Origin of the sequence: Flagellimonas sp. HMM57 (assembly GCF_021390175.1) — a bacterium.
In the GTDB taxonomy this organism is placed as follows: domain Bacteria; phylum Bacteroidota; class Bacteroidia; order Flavobacteriales; family Flavobacteriaceae; genus Flagellimonas.
The window spans coordinates 3,254,577-3,279,560 of record NZ_CP090004.1 but is presented as its reverse complement, the minus strand read 5'-3'; the positions used below and the strand labels follow the sequence as shown (position 1 = coordinate 3,279,560).

Sequence of the window (24,984 nt, the reverse complement as noted above, 5' to 3'; positions counted from 1 at the left end):
TATTCTTCCTTGAAGAATATCAATATGTGGTATCTAAAGTGAGTACCTTCAAATCTTCCGCAAAATTAAGATCAGAACCATCTTTTAAAATAAAAACTGTTTTTTTCTGCCCCGGCAGTAAATCAAAATAATTATCGGAAAAATTATTAGTGGAACGTGAAGCTAAATAAACATCCTTGGCAAGCTTTTCCGTTTTTAGATGCACTTCATACCGGCCTTCTTTTTCGGTGATGGAATGTGTTAAACCGGAGCTTGGCAATACCAATTCCTTGAAGGGAACACGATAGCTAATATTTTCTACAGTAGTGGTTCCATTACTAAAAGAAGCATGCAACAGGGTAGCTTTTTCATCATGGGAGTTCAATTGAACTTTATCAATAGCCAATGCGTCTTTGGTACTATTTCCATCCACCGTTATCGTTTCTTCCCATGATTCCAAAACAGTTCCCGAAAAGTCCAGTAGTTGTAATGTCATTTTACCTGAAACAGCTTCCAGATGGTCGTTCAATACTACTACGTTTATTGCGTCCGTATTTTTTGTGATACTAAGTGCCAAAGGTTCAAAAGCCCTTTTTATGGTATAGTGCAAGGCTTTCCATTTACCATAATAATCGATACTGCTCCATGAAGCTACAGGCCAACAATCATTGATCTGCCAATACAGACTGCCCATACAGCGCTCTCGGTTTCTCCGATGTGCCGCAATACCCTCACCGATACCGTATGCTTGCAAAAGATGGCTTAGGTAAAGGTAGGATTCAAAGTTCTTCGGTTTTTTATAATGGCGCAACATGTATTCTTCAATAGTCTCGTTACCGATACTCGAACGCTGGTGCGATTTCATGACTTCTGAATAAATATCATAATCTTCGGGTATCGCATATTTTTCAACGGTTGATAGCTCTGGAAAGGACTGAAAACCAAATTCGGACATAAAACGCGGCATTTCTTTCTCAAAATTGGAAAAAGGTTCTTTGCCCCACCAAACGCCCCAATAATGACGGTCACCATCCGTAAGAGATTCTGGTTCCCCCAGTGCGGTACTTGGCGAAGAAGCCCAATACCTTCTATCCGCATCATAGGCATTGACCACTTCTGGCAAGATTTTATGAAATATGTTTTGATACGCCTGGTATACCTCTTGCGCCGGAGCTTCACCATAGGTTTTTTTCATCTCATCTTCCCAGCCCCAATTCTTCCATGCCGATAAAATCTCGTTGTTACCGCACCATAAGGCAATTGAAGGGTGGTTTCGAAGTCGCTTTACATTATCAATGGCTTCTTCCCTAATATTGTTTAAAAAATCGGTATCGCCGGGAAACATGGCACAGGCAAACATAAAATCTTGCCAGACCAAAATGCCCTTTTCATCGCACAGTTCATAAAAGTAGTCGTCTTCATAGATGCCCCCGCCCCAAACACGAAGCATGTTCATATTGGTTTCAACCGCTGCATTGATTACGTTCTCATAGTCTTTTTTATCAACACGGGGCAAGAATACATCATTGGGAATGTAATTTGCCCCTTTCATAAAAATAGGATGCCCGTTGACCTTGAAAAAGAACGAGCTTCCAATACTGTCTTTTTCGGTGACCAATTCAATCGTTCGCAAGCCTACCTTTTTGGAAATGGTATCTTGACTTTTTCTACCCTTGATTTTAACACCAATAGTATATAGTTTTTGGTTCCCTAATCCGTTAGGCCACCATAATTCGGGATCGGCAATTTTAAAAGAAAAATCATATTGATGTGTCCCTTTTCGCATCAAGAATTCTTCTTCGAGCACCGTAATATCATCGATTGTAACTTCTACATCTGCTTTTTCTTCGGCAACAAGTGCGGTCAACTCCAGATGAGCTTTTAGTTTTGCAACGGTATCCAACACTTCCTGCTGCACAAAAAGGTCCTTGATCACAAAATCGTCCCAACTTTTAAGTGTTACTGGACGCCATATCCCTGAAGTTACCAAACGAGGTCCCCAATCCCAACCAAAATGATAACCGGCCTTTCGAGTATATACACTGACTTTTTTATTTTCGGGAACTTGCCCCAATGCTGCGAGGTCATTATCCGATACAGGGATTACATAGGGGACTTTGTCATATTTTTCGATGCCTTTTTTAATCGGTGATGCCAAAACTACCCTTAACCGATTTTGACCAACTTTTATTTTTTGCTTTACAGAAACTTCGTAAGTCCTGAACATGTTATCGGTCTGTAGCAACAACGTACCATTTAAATAAACATCGGCGTAGGTATCCAAACCCCTGAATGTAAGTGCCATGTAATCTCTTTCCGTTTCTTCTTCGGTAAGGTCAAAAGTCGTTTGGTACTCCCAATCTGCCTTGTCTACCCACTGTAACTCACGCTCATTTAGGCGAAAAAATGGGTCTTTAATTTTATTGTTGTCCAATAGATCGGTATGTACCGTGCCAGGCACTTGAGCCTTTAACCAACTTGTATCGGCCGTATTTCGGAATTCCCAATTGTCTTTAAGTACCATCTCTGAAGGTGTTTTCTTCGCACATCCGACCAGTATCAAAACTAATAGATAAAGTGGCTTTTGGATGAAATTCAATTTTTTCATAAGGGGAAAGATACACATAAACCGACTTAAAAAAACTGATGTTGCTCAATTGTTACGGTACATCCTGTAATAAATAAATGCCGTGATAGCTCCAACGCCGGAAAACCCTGTTAGCATCCAAAACACGTATTGATGTCCTTGCTCGCCCGGGTATGTATCCAAGAAATAACCATAGGCCGGGCCGGCAAAGATATCTGGGGTGTAGCCGACCAAAGAGATGAGTCCAACTGCAGTACCCGTTAACACCAGAGGTATTTTACCTTCCTGCATTACACCAAAGTATAAAGCCCGTGCGGCATAAACCCCTACGGCAATCGTAACTACCGACATAAAAAATAAAATGGTGGTTGAAGGACCGATCACACCAGAACCAAAAAATATACCCCCGATTACGCAGAGCAACAAACTCAAAAACAGCCAAAATGTAATTTTGAACCTATCGACCACCAAACCTACCAGTATGCCGGTTGTTGGTCTTAAAAACTGTAAAAAGGTTCCTACCTTGGCAGATTCCACCTCATTGTAGCGCATTACTTCATTGGCATATTGGGATATGACATCCGTTATTTTATAACCCACATAACCGCAAAGAATAATTATCATAAGAAGCCATACGGAAGGAAGCTTCAAGACTTTCTTGATATCAGTAAAAGATAATTCCTCGATCAGGATATTGCTTTCGTCCATTCCAGATTTCATAAACAGCCAAACCAAAACACCGATGACACCTATAATGACCGATGCCATATAGATGACATAGGTAAACGCTTCTTTTCTTTCGGATAAATCAGCTGTATTTACATCCTCTTTTAGAAATAGCGAAAAAACCAAAACACCCAATAGCCCAAACAAAGCTCCGGTAAGCCCCCTACCCCCATCCAAAAAGCCAAACGCTTTCCCCTGTGAAGTGTCACCGCCCCATACCCTAGTTGCCTTTATCATGGGCGCCCAAAAAAGAAAAATGGTGGTGAAACCCCAATAACCATATAATGCCCGCAAAATTCCATAACCAGGATATGTAGCGAACAAAATGCCACCAAGTGCTGTCATCCAAAGCGCAATAGCAATCAATTTTCGTGGTGGAAATTTATCGGCCAATGGTCCTCCTACCAGATAAGATAGCAAGGCGACAATACCATACACCGAAAAACAGAGTCCCAACTGTACATTCTCCAATTGAAAGACATCCAATACCGTAGGTCTAAAAATACGGGGCAATACAAAGGGAAGAATAAATACGGCCTCTCCGGCCAAAATTAAAAGGATAAGATAGTACCAAGGCGGTTTTTGCATTTAAGTGGTTTTTGTTGGTATTGGTAATCTAGGCTTTAAAGTAATGGATTTTATTGGAAAAAATGCAATATCAAATCCATCTTGACTCATTATAGAATTCTTTTAAACCTGATAAATTAGCACAAAAACATGAACTGGAAGGATAATGGAAATAGCAAAAAAAACATGAGAAAAGTATTATTTTTACCCTTGTTTAAGATGGATAATGGGACGATTCTCTTTATCTATTAGTTGTGTTTCATACTGCCAGCCGCATATTTTAGCACTTTCGGTTTTTGCCAACACACAAGTTCCAACGCTCGAAAAACCAAAAGAGCTAAAATTTCCCAACGCACGAATTGAATATTCCGATTAAAATATTTAAATTTGTCAAAAAATGACAAGTCTTATGAAAACCACATTTGGAGAATACATCCGACTTTTACGAAACGAAAACGAATTGACTTTAACTCAACTTGCGGCCAAACTGAATTTGGACTCTGCAAATTTGAGCAAAATCGAGAATGGAAAACGAGATTTTGACGAAAAGCGCCTGCCAAAACTTGCGAAAATCTTCAAACTAAATCTTACGGAATTACGAAATGAATATGTGACTGACCAAATAGGAAAGCATATTTATGAAACAAATTGTACAAAACAACTTTTACAAGTTGCAGAGGAAAAAGCAGAATATCGTAGAACACTTAATAAATCACTTCAAACACAATAAAATATGAAAATAGTATCTTTCTTCGCAGGAGCTGGCGGACTTGATTTAGGCTTTCAACAAGCTGGTTTTAATGTTATATGGGCAAACGAATATGACAAAGAAATTTGGGAGACTTATGAAAAAAATCATCCAAACACGATACTTGACAAAAGAAGTATTATGAACATACCAGCTGATGAAGTTCCAGAATGTGATGGAATAATTGGAGGTCCACCTTGCCAAAGTTGGAGTGAAGCTGGAGCTGCAAGAGGAATTAAAGATAAGAGAGGTCAGTTATTTTATGACTTCATAAGAATATTAGAAGCTAAACAACCTAAATTCTTTTTAGCAGAAAATGTTAGTGGAATGTTGATTTCTAAACACACAGAAGCTTTAGAAGGAATTAAAGAACTTTTCAGAAATGCAGGAATCGGATATGAACTTTCCTTTCAAATGCTTAACGCATCTGATTATAATGTTCCTCAAGATAGAAAAAGAGTTTTCTTTATTGGAATTAGAAAAGACTTGAATTTTAAATATCAATTTCCAACTGAAACTTTCCCGAAAATACCTCTTGAAGACGTTATATCTGACTTAAAAGAATGTGTTTTACCGGCTTTAGAATACAACAATACAAATGGAGATAATTGCGTAGTACCAAATCACGAATATATGATTGGTAGTTTTTCAACTATTTATATGTCCAGAAATAGAGTAAGAAGTTGGGACGAACAGTCTTTTACAATTCAAGCTGGAGGAAGACACGCACCACTTCATCCACAAGCACCAAAAATGAAATTCATAGAAAAAAATAAGAGAATTTTTGTTCTAGGAAAAGAACATTTGTACAGAAGATTAAGTGTAAGAGAATGTGCAAGAATTCAGACTTTTCCAAATGACTTTATTTTTCATTATAAGAAAGTCGCAGCAGGTTACAAAATGATTGGAAATGCTGTTCCTGTTAATTTAGCAAAGTTTTTAGCAAATAGCATTATGGAACAAATTAAAGCTAACGATAAAACGAATAAAGCAGTCAAAAAGACTCAAAAAGTAAAAGAAGCATTAGCAGTATGACAAATATTTTAGAAGCAATTTACAATATCGTAAATCAAAAGAACTTTGAAATACGTGCAATGTATTCAGGTAGAAATCGAGCGAACGGAATGGGTGACGCTCTTGAAAACTACATCAAAGATGCCTTTGCAGGAACTTTTGGAGTTTCTGACGAATTGCAGAAAATGCAAACCTATAATCAAAAATTTTCTTGGTTAGGCTCACAAAACAATCCACCTGATATAATGATAAAAGGCGGAGATGCAATTGAAGTTAAGAAAACACAAAGTGCAAATTCAAGTTTGGCATTAAATAGTAGTTATCCAAAAACGGATTTAAGACACACAAGTCCAATGATTACGAAAGAATGTAAAGAGTGTGAAAATTGGACTGTTAAAGATTTAATTTATTGTGTTGGACATACAACTGATACAAGTTTAAAATCTTTGTGGATGGTTTATGGTAATTCCTATGCAGCCAGACACGAAACCTACCAAAGAATTAAAACGACAATTTCAAGCGGAATTAAAACAATTCCAGATGTCGTTTTTGCGGATACTAAAGAATTAGGTCGAGTAAATCAAGTTGACCCTTTAGGAATAACGAATTTGAGAATTAGAGGAATGTGGCAAATCGAAAATCCAAGGAAAGTATTTAACTATTTACACGAACCAACCGACAAGGATTTTGAATTAGTTTGCATAATTCCAACCGAAAAATACAGTAGTTTCCCGAAAGATAGTAGAACAAAACTTGAAGGAATAAAAGAAAATGGATTTAGTATTGAAGATAAACAAATAAAAGACCCTAATAATCCTGCGAAATTAATGGATTGTAAATTGATAAAACTATGTGTGTAAGCCAACGCTAAAAGCCATACACATTTGCAATTCGCTTCAGCCAACACACAAGTCGAAAATTGCAAAAGAGTATGTCTTTGCCAACGCTACAAACAGAACGGAAAATAAAGTACGAAAACACAACAACGTATATAAAAAATAGCGGTTTTAGTGCTTAAACAAAAGATAAATTATAAAATAAAGGTCAGTTATAAACCGAAAAATTAGTGCGTTAAGTCCACTACTTTTCATATACAAACCGTTATCTTCAATAGCTCAAAAAATAAATTAATTGGACTTTAAGACAAAAATAATTGTTTCCATCCTTGTTATAGTAGGAGTTCCTATTTGGCTTAAGTTGGGAGAACTAAATGATAAGCGTCTTATTAACAGACTTGAAAAAACTAATAGGCCATTGGCTAAAAAATCTGCTTGGTTTTTTTCGAAGGAGAAAGGACCTCTGTCAAAATATATAGTTGTGATTTTCATAGTTATATTACTCTTGGCCATATGGGTGGGTTTTGAATAAACAAACTCTGTCAAACCCAAGAAATACTGCCCACGGCCTCGGCAACTTTGCACGGATTGACTATACAGAGACGGGGAATTTATTCTTGCCGCCTTAGAATACTGATAATTGTCCTTAAAGCTGAAACAACGGACTGAACATCTCTCCTATCAAAAGTATGGTCTTCAATGTAGAACAGCATTTCAATGGCCTTATCCAAAAAGTTGGCCAAGCCACCGGGATCGCCATAACTATCCTTAATCAGTTCGGCAAAATACTTGTCTTTCATCGTCATAGATAATTATGACGCTAATATATCATTTTATTTTAGCTCGTCATAATTTATTATGACTATGTTCCCATTTTATCTCTTCAATTTTGTTTTGTTACCACGAAGGAAATGTTGACAAAGAAAGAGTTATCGATTAAAATTGGGGACCGAATCAAACAGCTTAGAAAAGATAGAAATATCTCCCAAGCCGAGTTGGCCAGATTGTGCGAAAGGGACAAACAACATATTGAACTAATCGAGAACCACAAAGTCTCTGCCAATACTTACACTCTTTACACTATCGCAACTGCCCTGAACATTGAACTTAAAGAGCTGTTCGACTTCTAAAAAATTGGCCGACAAAGGAATTCAATCGGACGCAACTGTTGCGACGGACTTTACTCGGGTGTAATAAAAATGAGAACGTGCCTACTCGCACGTGTCGCTACAGAAGATAACAAAGCCTAAACGTAATCCAGACTTATGAGCAAAACCGAAAGGTCTGTGTATATTTATAATGTCGCTAAATCTTATGGATTTAGCTTTGGAACAAAAAAAGAAAAAGCAAAACAATAAGCTTTAGCTTCGTTCGCAGACGGAAACGAAAAGTTTCCTTGCCTCCGCACTACGCTTAGCCGAACCGTTACCTGCAAACTGAAAAATGAAGAACTCCTTTTATACATTTATCTTATTACAACTTTTAACTTTTCAATCTCATTCACAAACGATTGAAATGAACGGGACCATAATTGATTCGGAAACGAAAGACCCCATTGAGTTTGTAAACATTGGTATATTAAATAAGAACATGGGCACGATATCAAATTTAAAAGGGAAATTTGACCTAAGTGTTTCGAAAAAGTTCTCGAATGATAGTCTAACTATTAGTCACGTTAGCTATTATACCTTAAAAATACCTATCAAGGGTTTTAAAAATCAAATGATACGTCTTGAACCTAAAACAAATGAATTGTCGGAAGTTATAGTTTCAAACAAAAAGATAAAAAATAAAAAAATTGGGGTCAAATCTTATAGCAGATTTTTATCAATGCGTGTGGTATCAAAAGACAATGATATCGTAGAGGTTGCACAGCGAATTAATATTGCGAACAAAGAAATAAAAGTTAAAGCAGTAAACTTTGCAATAAGAAAATGGTCAAAGATAGATGGCGTTAAAATTAGAATTAATTTTTATGAAAATAGAGACAACGCACCTCAAACTAAAATAGTGCTTAAAAACATTGTTGCGGAATTACCAACTCAAGAGGACTCGGATTGGATACGAATTGACCTGAATGATAAAGACATTTATATCTCACAAGACTTCTTCATTGGAATTGAATTTATACCGAACTTCGAAAATCCAACAATAGTGGACTTAGGTGGAATATTGACAAAAGGAAAGGGATATTACCGAGAAAATAGCTTGGGCAATTGGTCAAAACTGAACGGAGGAGCTTCTATTAACGTTGAAATAGAATACTGAAAAAGTCTACACATAACACGGAGTATAAAATACAGCTAACAAGTACTAAATCTAAAGTTTTGTGCTTCTTTGCAAAGAACATCACACTTTTAATTTGGCATCTAAATGAGAAAAAATAATGAATAGCTATACCTAACAACATACATAAAAAATACGCCCAAATGATTGCCATGTGACCTTTTTATTCCCTAACATTTCAAATGTTTCGAAGCTTTCACTCAACTTTAGAGTAGCAATCTTTACTTTTGAGCCTACTATGGACAATGAGCAAACCTATTGGACCCAACGCTACAAGCAAGAACGTACAGGTTGGGATATTGGATATCCTTCCACGCCATTGAAAACCTACATCGACCAACTTACGGACAAGAATATCAAGATTTTAATTCCCGGTGCGGGGAATGCCTATGAAGCTGAGTATTTATGGAAAAAAGGATTCCATAATCTATACGTCATGGACATCTCCCCTATCCCTTTGAACGCTTTTCAAGCAAGAAACCCTGAATTCCCTACAACCCATTTGCTCCAAGAAAACTTTTTTGAGCATCAAGGACAATATGATATCATTTTTGAACAGACTTTTTTCTGTTCTCTTGTTCCAACCGATAAAAATAGATTTGCTTATGCAGAGCAAATGGCATGTTTGCTACAAACCAATGGCAAATTAGTCGGGGTTTGGTTCGATATCCCACTAATGGACGATATGGATAAAAGACCTTTTGGGGGTGACAAGGAACTCTATCTAAAATACCTGACGCGCTATTTAAAGATGATTGCCTTTGAAAGATGTTACAACTCCATTCCTCCTCGACAAGGGAATGAACTTTTCGGAATCTTCGGTAAAAAGGAGTGACAAAAAATCTATGCATTGCCCTAAATCCGTTAACAAGCCTTTAAGAAATCCCGTGTCCCTTTTGGTTATCTTTAGCAGACTAATTAACCTAGAATGAAACAACATTACACTTTGTTGATGCTACTTGCATCTATTACCCTATTTGCACAAGATTTTTCCATGGATTTGGTCCAGGATATGAAACCCCGTAACATTGGTCCCGCAGGGATGAGTGGTAGGGTTACCTCTATTGATGTAGTCCATTCCAATCCAGATATTATGTATGTGGGCACCGCTTCGGGCGGGCTATGGAAGTCTACATCTGGAGGCATTAAATGGGAGCCGATTTTTGATAAGGAAGTTACAGCTTCCGTAGGTGCGGTTGCCATTCAGCAATCCAACCCATCAGTAATCTGGGTGGGTACCGGAGAAGGAAACCCAAGGAACAGTCTTAATGGTGGTTACGGAATCTACAAGTCCTTGGATGGTGGAAAAACCTGGAAAAGTATGGGGCTTGAAAAAACCCGACATATCCATAGAGTGATTATAGACCCCACGGACCCGAATGTGGTGTATGTAGGTGCTATTGGTTCCCCATGGGGCATACATCCAGAACGTGGTGTCTACAAAACGACCGACGGTGGAAAAACATGGGACAAAATCCTTTTTATAAATAACAAAACAGGTGTTGCCGACCTAGTAATGGACCCAACAAATCCAAATAAGTTGATTGCAGCAATGTGGGAACACAAGCGCGACCCGTGGTTCTTTAAATCGGGCGGTGAAGGCAGCGGGCTTTATATGACGCATGATGGCGGAACTACTTGGAAAAAACTAACAGATGAAGATGGCCTGCCAAAAGGGGATTTGGGGAGAATCGGCATCGCCATAGCTAAAAACAAACCTAATGTTGTCTATGCCTTGGTCGAGGCAAAGAAAAATGCACTCTACAAATCTGAAGACGGAGGTTTCAAATGGAAGAAAGTAAACGATAAGAATGATATTGGAAATCGTCCATTCTATTATTCGGAAATCTATGTTGACCCACAGAACGAGAACAGAGTGTACTCTATTTTTACTTTTGTAAATGTTTCGGAAGATGGAGGTAAAAACTTTGAACAGTTGATGAACGCTTATGGCTGGGATGTGACCAATGGTATACATCCAGACCATCATGCCTTTTGGATTCATCCAGAAAACGGTCAATTTTTAATTGATGGTAACGATGGCGGGATGAACATTTCTAAAGATGGTGGCAAAACTTGGCGTTTTATTGGAAATCTGCCCGTAGCACAATTCTACCACATCAATGTCGATAATGAATACCCCTATAACGTCTATGGCGGAATGCAGGATAATGGATCTTGGCGTGGGCCCGCATATGTATGGAAAACCCAAGGCATACGGAACAGTTATTGGCAAGAAATTGCCTTTGGGGATGGTTTTGATGTCGTCCCCGATTTGGATGACAATCAATTTGGTTATGCCATGAGCCAGCAAGGCTATGTTTCCCGTTATGACTGGAAAACTGGAAACAATTACATCGTACGCCCTACTCCACCCAATGCGGAGACCAAACTTCGCTTTAATTGGAATGCTGGAATAGGACAAGACCCATTTGATAACAGTACGGTTTATTTTGGAAGTCAATTTGTACATAAGTCAACTGATAAAGGATTGACATGGGAAGTGATTTCCCCGGATTTGACCACAAATGACAAAGAAAAACAAAAGCAAAGCGAAAGTGGTGGACTTACCATGGATGCAACCGGAGCCGAAAATCATTGCACCATTCTAGTCATTGAACCTTCACCAGTAGAGAAGGATATGCTTTGGGCAGGTACAGATGACGGTCGCGTGCATTTTACCCAAAATGGTGGTAGTAGTTGGACCGAGGTCACTGGAAATATTAAAGGATTACCAAAAGGAAGTTGGATTCCACAGATTAAAGCTTCGAAGAACAACAAAGGGGAAGCGCTTCTAATAGCTAATGATTACAGAAGGTTCAACTATACGCCTTACGCATACCGTACCAAAGATTATGGAAAAACATGGACGCGCATTGTAGATGGCGATGATGTTGAAAGTTATACGTTATCCATAGTCGAAGATGCCAAAAATCCCAATCTTATGTTTTTAGGAACAGATGATGGTCTATATGTTTCCTTAAATGCAGGAGAGAAATGGCAAAAGTGGACAGAAGGTTTCCCTACTGTGTCCACTAAAGACTTGGTTATTCAGCCTAGGGAAAACGATCTTATTTTAGGGACTTTTGGTCGTTCTGCATGGGTGCTGGACGATATACGCCCACTAAGGGAATTGGCAAAAAACCCTTCCCTCCTTCAAAAGGAAATACGTCTCTTTGATAGCCCAGATACATATCTTGCCGCATACCAACAACCTACCGGAAGTCGGTTTGGAGGAGATGCCCTTTATAATGCCGAAAACAGAAAATATGGTGCTATGATCACCTATTATTTAAAAGAAGGGAACAGCTCCAAAAAAGAAGATGACAAAAAAGAAGAGAAGAACGACGGAGAGAAGGAAGTTGAGAATACAAAACAAAAAACAAAGGATTCCGTTGTATTCAAGTTCTTCGACGGAGAAAGATTGATACGAACATTGAAATTTAAAACTCCCAAAAAAGCTGGTTTTCATCGCATCTATTGGGACCTTGATGAAAAAGGTCCAGACAGGCCGTCAAGAAAAATAAACAAGGATAAAAAAGAACGTGGCGGTGTGGAAGTAAAACCGGGAACGTACAAAGTAAAGGTACATTATGGGGAGTTAATGGACTCCACATCAGTATCGGTTAAGTCGGACCCAAGGCTGAAGGTTTCGATTGCTGCAATCGACCAAGTGTATACCACAGGAAAAAAATTGGATGATTTTACACAAAAAGCAGCCGATGCTGTAAAACAACTTGTGGAAAGCAAGGACTTGGCCAATAAATTCGAAAGAGAATTAAAAGAATTGGACAAGGAGCAATATAAAGAACAGATTACCGCTTCAAAAGATATTGTAAAACAAATAGATTCCATAACCGCACTCTACCTTGGTAAGGAGGACAAACGCCAAGGAATAACCCGAAATCCTGAAATAACTGTTATGCTCCGTATCAATACCGCCAGAAGATATGTGGGCAGCCGTAAAACAGGAATGACCAAAACGGAAAACAATCTGATTCAATTTGCAGAAGAGGAACTGAATTCCGCATTGGAAAAGACCAATACTTTCTTTAAAAATGATTGGAAAGCTTATAGAGAAAGTATTGAATCTTTAGATGTATCCCCTTTTAAGGAAACACAGTCCTTTAGTTTAGATTGAAGTATTAACGATTTAGCAGCACATAATCTATGAGTTTTAAACATAGTCTTTAAGAAGATTGACTACGTTCTAATTCGCAACATTGTTTTATGAGAAAACTTATTTTACTGGTCACGTTAGGTACTTGTTCTTTTATGTATGCCCAAGAAAGTGGCGAAGAAGAATTAGGTGCATGGTATATGTATTTTGGAATGAATCGAGTTTCTGACAAACTAAGCATACATACCGAAGCGCAATTTCGATACTATGAAACTACCTCGAACTTTAATCAGTTGTTGTTACGTACCGGACTGAACTACCACATTACTAAAAATGCCATCGTAACCGGCGGGTATGCCTATATTGATTCAGACCCTACGTTTGGAGAATTTGATGGTATTGCTGGAGATGTTTTAATTAATAACAATACACTTTTAGAACATCGAATCTTTGAACAATTAATCTTGACGAACAAAGTATGGGAATTTCTTTTTGAACACCGCTACCGATTGGAACAGCGCTTTTTGGAAAACAGGGATTTAAATGATTCGTTTACTGAACATCGTGCCAGATATCGGTTACAGGTCACCTTGCCTTTGACCAATACATTTTTCTTGAATTTTTATGATGAAGTATTCATCAACCTCCAAGATGACATCTTTGGACAGAATAGATTGTACCTTGCTGGGGGAATACATCTTACCGAAAACAGTAATCTTCAGATAGGATACTTAAAAAATCATTTCAACAATGCAGTTTTTGACCGCATTCAGATAGGTTTTTTCTTCAATCCCGACTTAAGAAAAAAGTCAAAAAGTAAATCATGAACCTCCAAAAAATCACGTTCACCAATAAAGAAGGGCAACAACTTGTAGGCCGCATAGAATTTCCTGTAGATAGGCATCCACACAATTATGCACTCTTTGCACATTGTTTCACCTGTACCAAGAATCTTTCCGCCGTTAAGAATATCAGTAAAGCGTTGACCGCAAATGGTTTTGCGGTACTTCGGTTCGATTTTACGGGTTTAGGTGAAAGCGATGGTGATTTTGCAGATACCAATTTTTCCGGAAATGTAGAGGATTTAATAGCTGCAGCCGATTTTTTAAAGGATAACTACGAATCCCCCTCATTATTGATTGGGCATTCTTTGGGCGGTGCTGCGGTAATTTTTGCTGCCTCCGAAATCGAATCCGTTAACGCAATAGCAACCGTAGGAGCACCTTCTAATCCAAAACATGTAAAACATTTGTTCAAAAGTGGATTGGAAGAAATCAATGCCAATGGAGAGGCAGTTGTCAATCTAAGTGGTCGCGATTTTAAGATTAAAAAACAATTTGTGGATGACCTAGACACCAAATCACTTCCTGAAACCGCAAAGTCACTCCGAAAACCTTTGCTCATTATGCATTCCCCGCAGGATGATACCGTGAGCATAAAAAATGCAGAAGAAATTTACGTTGCGGCCCATCATCCTAAAAGTTTTGTTTCCTTGGATGGCGCGGACCATTTACTGTTCAATAAAAAAGACTCCACCTATGTTGGGGAGGTCATTTCTGGTTGGGCAAAAAGATACCTGTCCATAGAAAAAGGAGTTGATGAGGGTTTACGAACAAAACACCAAGTTGTGGCAAGCCTGGACGGGGATGACTATTTTACAACACAGATGAAGGTTGGAAATCACTACATGATAGCGGATGAACCTACTGATTTTGGAGGGAATGACTTTGGCCCTTCCCCCTATGAGCTTGTCTCTGCCGGTCTTTCTGCATGTACCGTAATGACCATTCAAATGTATGCCAGAAGAAAGGGGTGGCCCATATACAATGTGGAAGTGCATACCTCTTACAGCAAATCCCATGCGGAAGATTGTGAAAATTGTGAAAACGATACTTCTAAAATCGATACATTTCAACGAGAAATTAAATTGACAGGGAATCTTGATGAAAAACAGAAAGCAAAAATCATGGAGATTGCCGATAAATGTCCAGTGCATAGAACGCTTCACAGTAAAACACAGATTTTGACCAAATTAGTAGATTAATTTCCTGTTTCTTTTATACTTTGCCTTTAAATCATAAATCGCCATTTAAAATTCAAAGTACGTTAGATGCAAAGTCCAACTTTTGAAATAAGCATTGGAACTAATATGGATGGTATGTATCTCATTGCCATTCCAATGGAAATTGCAAAACCTTTTGTTGAGAATAAGCATAAACGTGTCCGGGTCGTGGCAAGTTTTGAGGATAGATCTATTGAAATTTATGCAGCGTTATTAAAGAGAAAAAATGCCTACTTTATGATGTTCGGAAAGAAGAATCAGAAGGCATTGGGTATATTCCCTAACGATTACTTTCAATTACAACTTTTTGAGGATACTTCTAAATATGGTGTTGCCGTTCCCGAGGAATTTGATGCGGTCATGCTAAGCGATTATGATGCCTACAACATATTTGAGGGTCTAACGGATGGAAAAAAACGAGGTATTATTTACATGATCACCCGTTATAAAAACTCTCAGACCAAAATTGACAAAACACTCTTGTTGTGCGAAAACCTAAAAAGGGGGATTCGGGATAATAAAGAATTGTTAAAGCCATTTTAGTTTGACAACGTTTCAATAATTCCTAACTTTAGAAAAATCATAAAAACTTTACCATGGACAAACGTAAATTTTTGAAGCATACCGTAATGGCGACCACTGGAATGTCCATTGCCCCTTCCCTTGTGCTTTCATCCTGTAAAACCGAACCTAAAAAGGAAAAAGAGATGGAGGTTCCGGCTACAGCGGCAACGGTGTTTTCACTTCCCGAGATTCCATACGGGTATGAAGCATTTCCAGATACCATTGATGCGATGACCATGGAGATTCACCATTCAAAACATCATCAAGGGTATACCAATAAATTGAATGCTGCCCTGAAAGAGGAAAATATTTCTGGGAAAACAATTGAAGAAATTTTGAGTATGGATAATTTGCCAACAGCAATCCGCAATAATGGTGGTGGCTATTACAACCATACCCTCTACTGGGATATTTTAACTCCCGGTGGCAGTATGAGCGATACCCTAAAATCCAAGATTACCGAAGATTTTGGTTCGCACGAAGCTTTTACCAAAGAATTGGCAGAAGCCGGCGCAAAACGATTTGGTTCTGGTTGGGCTTGGGTCTGTCAAGATGCGGATAAAAAACTTCACATCTGTTCTACACCAAATCAAGATAATCCTCTTATGAACGTTGCCGAAAAAATGGGAACGCCAGTATTGGGAATAGATGTTTGGGAACATGCCTATTATTTGAAATACCAGAATAAGCGAGGGGACTACCTTCAAAATATTATCAAAATCATCAACTGGGAAAAAGTTGAGTCAAGAATGTCTTGAACATTTTAAGTTTAAAAAGAGCTGCCTTTTGGCAGCTTTTTTTAGAAAGCAACCAATTACGACTACGCCATCCTAACAAGACAAATAAACACATAACCCTTTCCACACTTAAATCGTTTATGTTATGGATACTTATCAACTTTTAAATAATGAAGAAGCCAAGCAGTTTCAATTTAAGATTGATGGCGCCGTGGCCAAAATAGAATACATAAAGGCGAAAGAAAAAATCTATCTTACCCATACCGAAGTGCCCAGAAACTACGAGGGCAAAGGTGTTGGCTCTGAACTTATAAAACAAACGCTGGAATACATCAAAGCAAAAGATCTTACATTGGTTCCCTTATGTCCTTTTGTGGCCATGTACATAAAAAGGCATCCCGAATGGAAAACCTTGGTTTTAAAAGGAATTAACATTGCCTAATAATTTCAGATAATCTTTGCGGTTTAGATAAAGATCCAATTCTTATTTTTTTGATATTCCATTGGACTAAAACATTTACTTTTACGAGTGAAACCTTACCATGTTCAAAACCCAAAGATTCAGTTTAATCGACCCATCAAAAAGTCCTTTTTTCTATGGATATGTCATCCTTCTTATGGGTACTGTTGGTGTCTATTGCAGTATTCCCGGTCAAACCATAGGGGTATCTGTTTTTACGGATCCAGTTAAAGACGCTTTGGGTTTGAGTCGTAATCAATTCAGTAATGCTTATATGATCGGAACCATCATCAGTTCCCAAGTCATAGGACGTGCTGGTGTTTGGTTTGACAGATACGGAGCAAGATATGTTGCCTTAGGCGCAACATTGACATTGGCAACAACACTTTTACTCTGTTCCTTATCGGTTCATATGAGTGAGTCCATCAAGGATTTACTTAATCAAGACACATGGATCATACCATTTGTTCTTATGACTTGTTTGTTTTTCTTATTACGATTTGCTGGACAAGGCGTATTGACCATGGCATCAAGAAACATGATCATGATCTGGTTCGATAAAAACAGAGGTAAGGTGAATATGTTCAGTAGCGTTGCTCTTTCTTTTGGTTTTTCCTCCTCTCCTTTATGGATCAATGCAATCATTGAAACAAATGGTTGGGAAAATGCATGGCAAATCTTTGCGGTAGGGCTTCTGGTCTTCAGCATGTTGGTTTTCCTTTTTTATAAGAACAGACCTGAGGAACACGGACTGTTACCCGATGGAGTATCTGAGAAAAACTTGGAAGAACGGGAAAAAATCAAAATTGCGAGCAAGCAATTCACGCTTAAAGAGGCTAAAGGTACACGTGCTTTTTGGATGTACGGGCTTATGCTTGCCTTTAATAGTTTTTTTATCACGGGCCTTACCTTCCATGTTGTATCCATCTTTGCCAGTGAGGGCTACCCAAAAGCTGATGCTATCGCTATTTTTTTACCAGGTTCTGTGGTTGCCGTTACAATTTCAACCATTTTTAATTGGTTAAGCGATTCCCTATCCTTAAAGCTGTATCTCTATTTAATGCTTTTGGGCGGTATTCTGGCAGCTGTAGGCTTTTTATTTTTGACCAGTCCAATTGGGATTCCCTTCTTAATTGCCGGTTTTGGTATTATGGGAGGGTTTTTTGCCGTCCTTAATGCTATCGCATGGCCACGTTTTTATGGTCGAGACCACCTAGGTGCCATTACAGGAAAAATAATGAGTTTTTTAATTCTGGCAAGTGCTTTGGCCCCGCCTATTTTTAGTTTATGCTTTTCCACGTTCGGTTCTTATAGCCTGGTGGGTTATATAGGGTTGGCATTTTTGATATTCTTGGTTTTGGGAAGTTTAAAAGCCAACAATCCTCAATAACAGGATTCTTGAAAATTAAAAATGGCCACTAGTAGTTAAATTTCTTAAATTTATAAGTATCATTAGATTACGGCGCATGAACTTCAAGATTTCTTTATTTGTTTACTTAGTTGTGTCCTTTTTTTTGTTCTGTGCCTGTACGGCCCAACCAAAAGAAAAGGAATTGTTAGATACCATTGAAAAGTTTAATACTGCTTTTGCAAACAGTGAACTCCCAACATTGGATGCTATGGTAACGGAAAATTATGTTCATACCAACGGAAATTCCAAGGCCATTGATAAGACGTCTTGGTTTAACTATCTAAAATCAAGGAATCAGGAAATTGAATCTGGTATGCTAAAGATGGAAGGTTACAACATGGATGAATTACATATTGAATTACATAACCAAACGGCAATTACCACGGCGAAAATATCCACATCTATCATCAAAAATGGAGTAATTACAGAAAATGAGTATCGGGTTACAAATATTTGGGTATATGAGGATGATGTTTGGAAACGAGCAGCTTTTCACGACACCAAAATAAAATAACAAACGTAGTCAACATATAACCAATTGAAATAAACAACATGAAACTAGGCGCATTTTCCATTAGTTTGGCAGTAAAAAATCTAGAGGTGTCCAAAGAATTTTACGAAACTTTGGGCTTCACTGTTTTTGCCGGAGAATTGGAACGAAATTACCTTATCCTAAAAAATGAGAATACGCTAATCGGGCTTTTTCAAGGCATGTTCGAAAACAATATTTTGACCTTTAATCCGGGTTGGGATGCCAATGCCCAAAACTTGGACGCTTTTGACGATGTACGCACCATACAAAAGCACCTTAAAAAAAATGGTATAACACCGGTAAAGGAAGCAGATGAGAATTCTGAGGGTCCTGCAAGCTTTGTAATTACTGATCCCGACGGCAATACTATTTTAATTGACCAACATGTATAATGGGCCTTCAAAAGAAAGCATTGCTTTTTTCATACTTTAGCCCCGCGCCATGAATTTAGACGACCTCATACAACAATTTCAACAAAAGGATAAAACTGCCTTTGAAAAATTGTACACCATGTATGCCGACAATATTTGTGGGGTCATCAATACCATTATACAAGACCCAGAACGTGCCGAGGAATTGTGCCAGGATGTATTTGTGAAGATTTGGGAAAAATCAGATAGCTATAATCCAACAAAAGGTCGTTTTTTTACGTGGATATTAAATATTGCGCGCAATACGGCCATCGATGAACTACGTTCTAAGATCCATAAAAATCAGAAGAAAAACCTACATGTTCATTCTCTCGTAGGTATTTTTGAAAAAGGAGAGGATTTAAACTCCAAAATAGATACGATAGGAATACAAACGCTTCTTAAAGGGTTGAAAGAAAAATGTATTCTATTAATAGATTTGCTATACTATAAGGGATACACGCAAAAGGAAGTGGCCAAAGAACTAAATACCCCAATAGGCACCATAAAAACAAGAATTCGTAGCTGTATTTCCGAAATACGGAAAAACATGAAACTGTAAGATGGATATTGAAAAGTACATAGCATCCGGAATTTTAGAGCTCTATGTAGCAGGAGCATTAAGTGCCGAGGAAAACTTGGAGGTACAACATTATGCGCTTCAATATCCTGAAATTCAAAAAGAAATTGAAGGGATTGAAGAGGCCATGCTTCAACTTACAAAATCGGCAAGCCCCGGAGTAACTGACACCGACTTTAAAAAAGTACTGGCTCGTCTGGACGATACCATTCCTTTCTTACCTGCAGCTTCAAAGAAAAGGATTGCCTGGACAAGTTATATGGGTTGGGCCGCTTCGTTAGTATTGATTACGGGCTTGGCCTGGATGTACCTTCAAAACAAAAATTTAAAGTCAGAAATTGAACTGACCAATCAAGAGAACAAAAATTTACAACACACTATCACCAAAACCCAGAATGCCATCACTGAAAAAGAAGCACTCTTACAGGAGCTTAGAAGTAATAATGTTACGGTGGTAGCGTTGGGAGGCCAAGATGTATCTCCAAACTCCTATGCAAAGGCATATTGGAACAAAACCGAAGAAAAAGTTATTATCGATGCTCAAGGATTGCCAACACCTCCAACGGGATATGCTTATCAAGTTTGGTCGTTGACCTTAGATCCCTTGACTCCTACCAGTTTAGGCCTATTGGGAAATTTTGATACTGATACCAGTAGACTATTTACACTACCAAATACCAATGAATCCCAAGCCTTTGGCATAACACTGGAACCAGAGGGCGGCAGTTCGACACCAACTATGGAGCAGCTTTATACTCTAGGAACGGTTGGACCGTAAAGGGTTTCAAAATACTTTGCCTGTCAATTTAGAAAAAGAAAACGACTTGGAAAAACCAAGCCGTTTCTAACAACTTATAAAACTAAGAACACAATTCTATAACTTAATCCCTACTCCAAATCCGATAATCCATGGATTGATATCAACATCCGCATCAACTGTTGCTTGGAGAGCAGTAGTAGCATCAATGGTGGCATCGGTACTTAAGAAGAGCTTTTTCACATCAACATTCAAGAACCACTTATCGTTGAGCATAAAATCAAAACCTCCTTGTAGTGCATATCCTATAGAAGTATCATAGTCAACATTGTCCGCAACGGGACCTTCATCAACTCCGTAAAAAATAGTCATATTAAGACCTGCACCAACATAGGGAACAAAATCACCTCCAGTAAAATGGTACTGTCCTGTCAATGTTGGAGGAAGTAACCATACATGTCCTAAATCTATATCCCCAGCTGCTGTACCCACAGCTTCCACATCGTGCTTAGCAGTAGCCAAAATCAACTCAACTGACCAATTTTCGTTAAAGAAATAAGAGATGTCCAATTCGGGAACAACTGCTGTGGATATTGATGCATCACCACCTATAGCTTCAATATCTGCACTTTCATCTGGTGTTACTACAATACCTCGTAACCTAAATTGCCATTTGCTGAAGTCAGCATTCGAATCTGTATCCTGTGCATTTGTGTAATTCACAAAAGCCAAGAGCACTACCATTAAAGAAATTACTGTTTTTTTCATTTGAGTCTGTTTAAATTTCAGTCAAAACTAAACCTCTACTCAATCAAAGAACATGACCTTTATCATAGATGGAAAATTTATGATTTGTTACAAAAGCTATTATTTTAATCATACTTGCATCCTTGGCCTAGATAAGAAGGGGCTTCACAAAGAATCAAGTATAGAAATAAAAATGAAGAAAAATGGTATACTTTGGCATTCCATCTCAGAATAATGGATTGTAGTTGTATTATTTTTAAAATCTCTCGTCATTTGTATTACAGAAAAGACGGTTGTTTGTCAGCTACGGTAATAAGTTAAACTTTAAGTATATGCTATGTTAGATTTCATGTCTGTGAAAACAGAACTACTGGTCACAATTATTTTATTGGTATTTATTCTAGGGTTAAACTCTTTAAGTAAAAGGGCCATACGCAGGTTCGGGAGAACCAGCGCTATAAATATGAACAGTAGAAAAATTATTTTCTATCTAAGCAACTTGTTTTTTTATGGCCTTGCGATAATAGTGATTACCTTGATTTGGGGGGTAAACCTAAAGGAATTCACTGTTTTTATTACGTCGGTCTCTGCAATTTTGGGCATTGGATTTGTCGCCCAATGGTCCATATTATCAAACTTGACCGCCAGTGTCATTTTATTCTTTAGTCATCCGTTACGTCTTGGCGATAGGGTCAGGGTTATGGACAAGGATTTTGATTGGACCGGAGAAGTTGAGGATATCAGTGGTTTTTATCTTTTTATGCGTACGGATGATGGTAGAAAGATTACCATTCCTACTAATTTGGTCATTCAAAAAGGTATAGAAATCCTTAAAAAAGAGGAAATCGATAACAAACCTGATGCCATCGAAAATTAGTTAAAATACGCCACGATACTTCCGTGGCGTATCTTAAAAACAATCAATCCAAAAAAACCGTTTAAAGCATTCCAACTTTTTTTGAAGCGTTGGGACCCAATTCGTACAAAGCCTCCAATAATTCCTTTTTTAACTCCTGTACTTCTTTCGTTTTTCCATTTGCTTTATAGATTTCAGCCAGATGCTGAAGTATTACCGGTTCCTGTGTTTTACCTACAACGTGGTTTTGGGCAAGTTCAAGTGCCACTTCAGGTTCTCCTTTTTTAAGATAGCTGTAGGCGAGCATATCAAAAGACTCTGGAGTAGGGCGGTTTTCCACTTCTTTTTTAGCCAACTCCAAGGCCCTATCGAAAGCTTGTAACTCATCCAAGTACAAATTAATAGTGTATGCATTGTACATAGCCCCATAGGACTTGTCCTGAATACTTTTATGGTATGCATTAAGTGCAGATTTTTTTAAAGCATCATCGTTCATGAACTCGGCAATTTCCGCTCGTAGCAAATGGTAATCTGGTAATGTATGGGTTTGAGTTATTGCGTTTAGAATGCGTAATGCTTCTGCACCATCTTTCTCATGGGAAAAAACAATCCATGCTATGCCTTTTTTGGCATAGGCATTTTTCGAATCTATTTTTAAGGCTTTCAAATAGTGCTCGTAGGATTCCTGTATACGCCCTGCGTGCCCGTAATAATCCGCCAAATTGGTATAGGACCACAGCATAAGTTGCCTATTTTTTGAAGATTCGGCTTTGTTGATCGCTTTCTCCATCAAACGAATTGTGGTATCAAGATTACCTTTATAATCGTTCCATTTTGCCAAGCGTATCAGATATCCAAAATCGGACATATTGCGGATACTGTCCAAATATTTACTTGCTGTATTATAGTTTCCCAGTTCCATATGCAAATCGAACAGAAGACCATGGGATGCATTGACACCGCTACCTTTTTTTAGTGCCAACTCGGCCAATGTAAGTGCCTCTTTAAATCGATGCTGCGAAATATAGTTTCTTGCCAACGCCCTATAATAGGCTGCTTTACCTATTGCAGCGACTTCAACAGCCTTGCTTAACGCCTCTTCAGCTTTTTTCAAATATGTGATATTGCCCGTACCTGTAAAAAAACGACTGTACTCTGCCGCTACGTTACCTAAGCCCAATGCTTGTAAGCTATCGGGTTTTATTTTGTTGTTCCAAAGCTCAAAATACTTGGAAGTCGTTGAATTCGATGCCGTACTTAAATAGAGTTCGTAATCTTTGGAATCTGTTTTAAATTTTGATTTTTGATTACAGCCCACTACAAGCGTCAGTAATAGTAACCATACTGGATATTTCATGCCTTTGATTTTTTATTGAATAAAAAGGGAGAGTGAAAACGCCTCTCCCACTCCTTTTCATAGTTATTATTCCGGATTTCCCAAATATGGAAAGCTTGTTGATATATCAGCCGTTAAACCCACTCCATCCGAAGTCAATCTAGGTAAGTCGGGAGTTCCATCATCATCCAAGTCTTGCCCACTAAAACGGTTTCCTTCCGCCCCACCAAAAAAGAGGATTAAGGAGACATCAATAATATCATCACTTGGTGTTCTCCCGGTCAGTGCAACTTCGTCACCATCAGGCACTAAAATATTCCCATCGTTATCTGCATCGGTACCAGGATTAAAATATGTTGTGGGTAAATCGGGAGCTACTTCCAATACATCGGCTGCCAGAACCGTGGTCAACGTTGTGGCATCCAATCCAAGTATATTGTTTTCATAATTGACAATGTTTGGGTCCAATCCCAATTTGTTGGCATAAACATCATGATATTGTTCCAGTCTGGCCTCAAAACCACTCTGAAAGCTTGCCACCATTTCCGAAGGTATGGCTACATTATGGGCGTCCTTAACACTTGGCTGGCCGTCCATATCAAAACTAAGCGTTGTGTTTATTCCGGGGCGACCCATGAAATCAACTTGTGAAAAGGTACCGGAAAAATCGATTACTTCGACATCGTCATCATCCATCATCATCGTGTCGGGCGTATTGTCGTCATTGCTACAGGCAATAAATAAGCCTGACAATAATAGTGCTAGTGTTGTGTTCTTTATATACTCCTGTATCATGGTGCTCTTTTTAGTATTTCTCATTGTTTTCTATTTGTAGTTACCCAAGTCTTATAGACCGTAAGGCCTAAAGCGTTTGTTCCAGTAGGTGTTCCTAACATGCTATTTGGTATCTCAATGGCAATGGTCATGGTATTGGCGCCATCAAATGTATCTTCTGCATCAACGGCCGGTAAAAACCCGTCTGGGGCCGAATTAACTTCAGGAGATATGACTGCATTGAACTGGAAAAAGTCGAAAAAGAAAGGGTCTTGTCTTGGACCGGCAAATAACGAAACGCCATCTGAGGTAGTTTCTACGATTGCCGTAGCTCCCGAAATATCAACATCCCCGAGAGGGCTGTCCGTTAAAATTTGACCGCTTGTACCTGTCTGGGATGGAGCATCAGGCCCAAAAAAGTACATTCTCCCATCTCTGGCAATGGCCTGAATGACAAGATCTTCTACTAAATCTCCACCCAAATCTATATTGATTTCCGTAAGCACATCTTCATCAAAGCTACCGTACGGCAAGTCTGGCAAAACATCTGATTGCAAATCAACTAGAAAAACAGTATTGTTGGAACCTTCTGTGGGTTCAAAAGCAAAAAAATCTGCAATATCGGAAGTGGTCCCAGTTGTTGAGGGAGCATCAATATGATCCGCGGACACCAAAACCATCGTAGCTGTTAGCAAAACTCCCAGACCAGCCACATACTTAGTTGTTTTTTTCATTTTAGTATACATTTTTGAATTAAATACAACGGTACCTACGGAACTATGGAAAGTGGGGTTTGGTTTTGATGTGTTAAAAAAAACTTAATACATTTCTATTATTATAAGGACCGTAGTCATAAAAAGTCCTATAATTTGTGTTATTTTGGTATGTAAACATA

Annotated in this window: 25 protein-coding genes; 18 read left to right on the top strand and 7 right to left on the bottom strand. The window is 38.4% G+C overall.

What is annotated here, in order from left to right; all coding sequences use genetic code 11:
• Positions 1-19: 19 nt before the first annotated feature.
• Positions 20-2,587: a glycoside hydrolase family 2 protein gene (locus LV716_RS14525; RefSeq protein ID WP_163418508.1), complete on the bottom strand. Its 2,568-nt coding sequence runs from the start codon at positions 2,585-2,587 to the stop codon at positions 20-22.
• A 45-nt stretch (positions 2,588-2,632) separates the two neighbouring features.
• Positions 2,633-3,880 (bottom strand): nitrate/nitrite transporter, encoded by a 1,248-nt coding sequence (locus LV716_RS14520; RefSeq protein ID WP_163418507.1) that lies wholly within the window; start codon positions 3,878-3,880, stop codon positions 2,633-2,635.
• A gap of 388 nt (positions 3,881-4,268) precedes the next feature.
• Between LV716_RS14520 and LV716_RS14515 the strand changes: the two genes are divergently transcribed.
• Genes LV716_RS14515 through LV716_RS14505 form a run of 3 tightly spaced genes read left to right on the top strand, consistent with a single transcriptional unit; the run spans position 4,269 to position 6,481 of the window.
• Positions 4,269-4,589 (top strand): helix-turn-helix domain-containing protein, encoded by a 321-nt coding sequence (locus LV716_RS14515; RefSeq protein ID WP_042294514.1) that lies wholly within the window; start codon positions 4,269-4,271, stop codon positions 4,587-4,589.
• Positions 4,590-4,592: 3 nt separating this feature from the next.
• Complete coding sequence (locus tag LV716_RS14510; protein ID WP_163418506.1) at positions 4,593-5,642, top strand: DNA cytosine methyltransferase; 1,050 nt, start codon at positions 4,593-4,595, stop codon at positions 5,640-5,642.
• Positions 5,639-6,481, top strand: a complete 843-nt coding sequence (locus LV716_RS14505; protein ID WP_163418505.1) for an NgoPII family restriction endonuclease — start codon at positions 5,639-5,641, stop codon at positions 6,479-6,481. The genes LV716_RS14510 and LV716_RS14505 overlap by 4 nt, the downstream gene beginning before the upstream one ends.
• Before the next feature lie 587 nt (positions 6,482-7,068).
• Here LV716_RS14505 and LV716_RS14500 read toward each other — a convergent pair.
• A complete protein-coding gene (locus LV716_RS14500) occupies positions 7,069-7,257 on the bottom strand; it encodes a hypothetical protein (protein WP_163418504.1) in 189 nt (62 codons plus the stop codon).
• A gap of 111 nt (positions 7,258-7,368) precedes the next feature.
• On the opposite strand from LV716_RS14500, the gene LV716_RS14495 reads away from it, so the two are divergent.
• The 14 genes from LV716_RS14495 to LV716_RS14430 all read left to right on the top strand — a co-directional run bounded on the left by LV716_RS14495 (position 7,369) and on the right by LV716_RS14430 (position 20,397).
• Positions 7,369-7,587 (top strand): helix-turn-helix domain-containing protein, encoded by a 219-nt coding sequence (locus tag LV716_RS14495; protein WP_163418503.1) that lies wholly within the window; start codon positions 7,369-7,371, stop codon positions 7,585-7,587.
• A gap of 313 nt (positions 7,588-7,900) precedes the next feature.
• Positions 7,901-8,725, top strand: coding sequence for a carboxypeptidase-like regulatory domain-containing protein (locus tag LV716_RS14490; RefSeq protein ID WP_233759150.1), 825 nt, complete (start codon positions 7,901-7,903; stop codon positions 8,723-8,725).
• Positions 8,726-8,897: 172 nt separating this feature from the next.
• Positions 8,898-9,578, top strand: a complete 681-nt coding sequence (locus LV716_RS14485; protein ID WP_317167648.1) for an SAM-dependent methyltransferase — start codon at positions 8,898-8,900, stop codon at positions 9,576-9,578.
• Between the two features lie 93 nt (positions 9,579-9,671).
• Complete coding sequence (locus LV716_RS14480; protein WP_163418501.1) at positions 9,672-12,884, top strand: hypothetical protein; 3,213 nt, start codon at positions 9,672-9,674, stop codon at positions 12,882-12,884.
• Positions 12,885-12,973: 89 nt separating this feature from the next.
• Positions 12,974-13,690: a DUF2490 domain-containing protein gene (locus tag LV716_RS14475; protein WP_163418500.1), complete on the top strand. Its 717-nt coding sequence runs from the start codon at positions 12,974-12,976 to the stop codon at positions 13,688-13,690.
• A complete protein-coding gene (locus LV716_RS14470; protein WP_163418499.1) occupies positions 13,687-14,907 on the top strand; it encodes a bifunctional alpha/beta hydrolase/OsmC family protein in 1,221 nt (406 codons plus the stop codon). The genes LV716_RS14475 and LV716_RS14470 overlap by 4 nt, the downstream gene beginning before the upstream one ends.
• A 66-nt stretch (positions 14,908-14,973) precedes the next feature.
• Positions 14,974-15,468 carry a YdeI/OmpD-associated family protein gene (locus LV716_RS14465; RefSeq protein WP_233759149.1) on the top strand — a complete coding sequence of 165 codons (495 nt, stop codon included), beginning with the start codon at positions 14,974-14,976 and terminating at the stop codon, positions 15,466-15,468.
• A gap of 53 nt (positions 15,469-15,521) precedes the next feature.
• Positions 15,522-16,247 carry a superoxide dismutase gene (locus LV716_RS14460; protein ID WP_163418498.1) on the top strand — a complete coding sequence of 242 codons (726 nt, stop codon included), beginning with the start codon at positions 15,522-15,524 and terminating at the stop codon, positions 16,245-16,247.
• A 124-nt stretch (positions 16,248-16,371) separates the two neighbouring features.
• On the top strand, positions 16,372-16,668 hold the full coding sequence (locus LV716_RS14455) for a GNAT family N-acetyltransferase (protein ID WP_163418497.1): 297 nt from the start codon (positions 16,372-16,374) through the stop codon (positions 16,666-16,668).
• Positions 16,669-16,768: 100 nt separating this feature from the next.
• Positions 16,769-18,076 (top strand): MFS transporter, encoded by a 1,308-nt coding sequence (locus tag LV716_RS14450; RefSeq protein WP_163418496.1) that lies wholly within the window; start codon positions 16,769-16,771, stop codon positions 18,074-18,076.
• A 76-nt stretch (positions 18,077-18,152) separates the two neighbouring features.
• Positions 18,153-18,611, top strand: a complete 459-nt coding sequence (locus LV716_RS14445) for a nuclear transport factor 2 family protein (protein ID WP_233759148.1) — start codon at positions 18,153-18,155, stop codon at positions 18,609-18,611.
• A gap of 38 nt (positions 18,612-18,649) precedes the next feature.
• Positions 18,650-19,021, top strand: a complete 372-nt coding sequence (locus tag LV716_RS14440) for a VOC family protein (RefSeq protein ID WP_163418494.1) — start codon at positions 18,650-18,652, stop codon at positions 19,019-19,021.
• A 49-nt stretch (positions 19,022-19,070) separates the two neighbouring features.
• Positions 19,071-19,601 carry an RNA polymerase sigma factor gene (locus LV716_RS14435; protein ID WP_163418493.1) on the top strand — a complete coding sequence of 177 codons (531 nt, stop codon included), beginning with the start codon at positions 19,071-19,073 and terminating at the stop codon, positions 19,599-19,601.
• A 1-nt stretch (position 19,602) separates the two neighbouring features.
• Positions 19,603-20,397, top strand: coding sequence for an anti-sigma factor domain-containing protein (locus LV716_RS14430; RefSeq protein ID WP_163418492.1), 795 nt, complete (start codon positions 19,603-19,605; stop codon positions 20,395-20,397).
• 96 nt (positions 20,398-20,493) lie between these two features.
• Here the strand turns inward: LV716_RS14430 and LV716_RS14425 are convergent, their stop codons facing one another.
• A complete protein-coding gene (locus tag LV716_RS14425; protein ID WP_163418491.1) occupies positions 20,494-21,144 on the bottom strand; it encodes an OmpW family protein in 651 nt (216 codons plus the stop codon).
• Between the two features lie 316 nt (positions 21,145-21,460).
• Here LV716_RS14425 and LV716_RS14420 point away from each other — a divergent pair, with 316 nt between their 5' ends.
• Complete coding sequence (locus LV716_RS14420) at positions 21,461-22,000, top strand: mechanosensitive ion channel family protein (RefSeq protein WP_163418490.1); 540 nt, start codon at positions 21,461-21,463, stop codon at positions 21,998-22,000.
• A gap of 61 nt (positions 22,001-22,061) precedes the next feature.
• On the opposite strand, the gene LV716_RS14415 is transcribed toward LV716_RS14420, so the two are convergent.
• From LV716_RS14415 to LV716_RS14405, 3 genes are all read right to left on the bottom strand, one after another.
• Positions 22,062-23,336, bottom strand: a complete 1,275-nt coding sequence (locus LV716_RS14415; protein WP_163418489.1) for a lipopolysaccharide assembly protein LapB — start codon at positions 23,334-23,336, stop codon at positions 22,062-22,064.
• Positions 23,337-23,402: 66 nt separating this feature from the next.
• Complete coding sequence (locus tag LV716_RS14410) at positions 23,403-24,134, bottom strand: hypothetical protein (protein WP_233759147.1); 732 nt, start codon at positions 24,132-24,134, stop codon at positions 23,403-23,405.
• On the bottom strand, positions 24,131-24,823 hold the full coding sequence (locus tag LV716_RS14405; protein ID WP_163418488.1) for a DUF4331 family protein: 693 nt from the start codon (positions 24,821-24,823) through the stop codon (positions 24,131-24,133). The genes LV716_RS14410 and LV716_RS14405 overlap by 4 nt, the downstream gene beginning before the upstream one ends.
• Between the last annotated feature and the right edge of the window lie 161 nt (positions 24,824-24,984).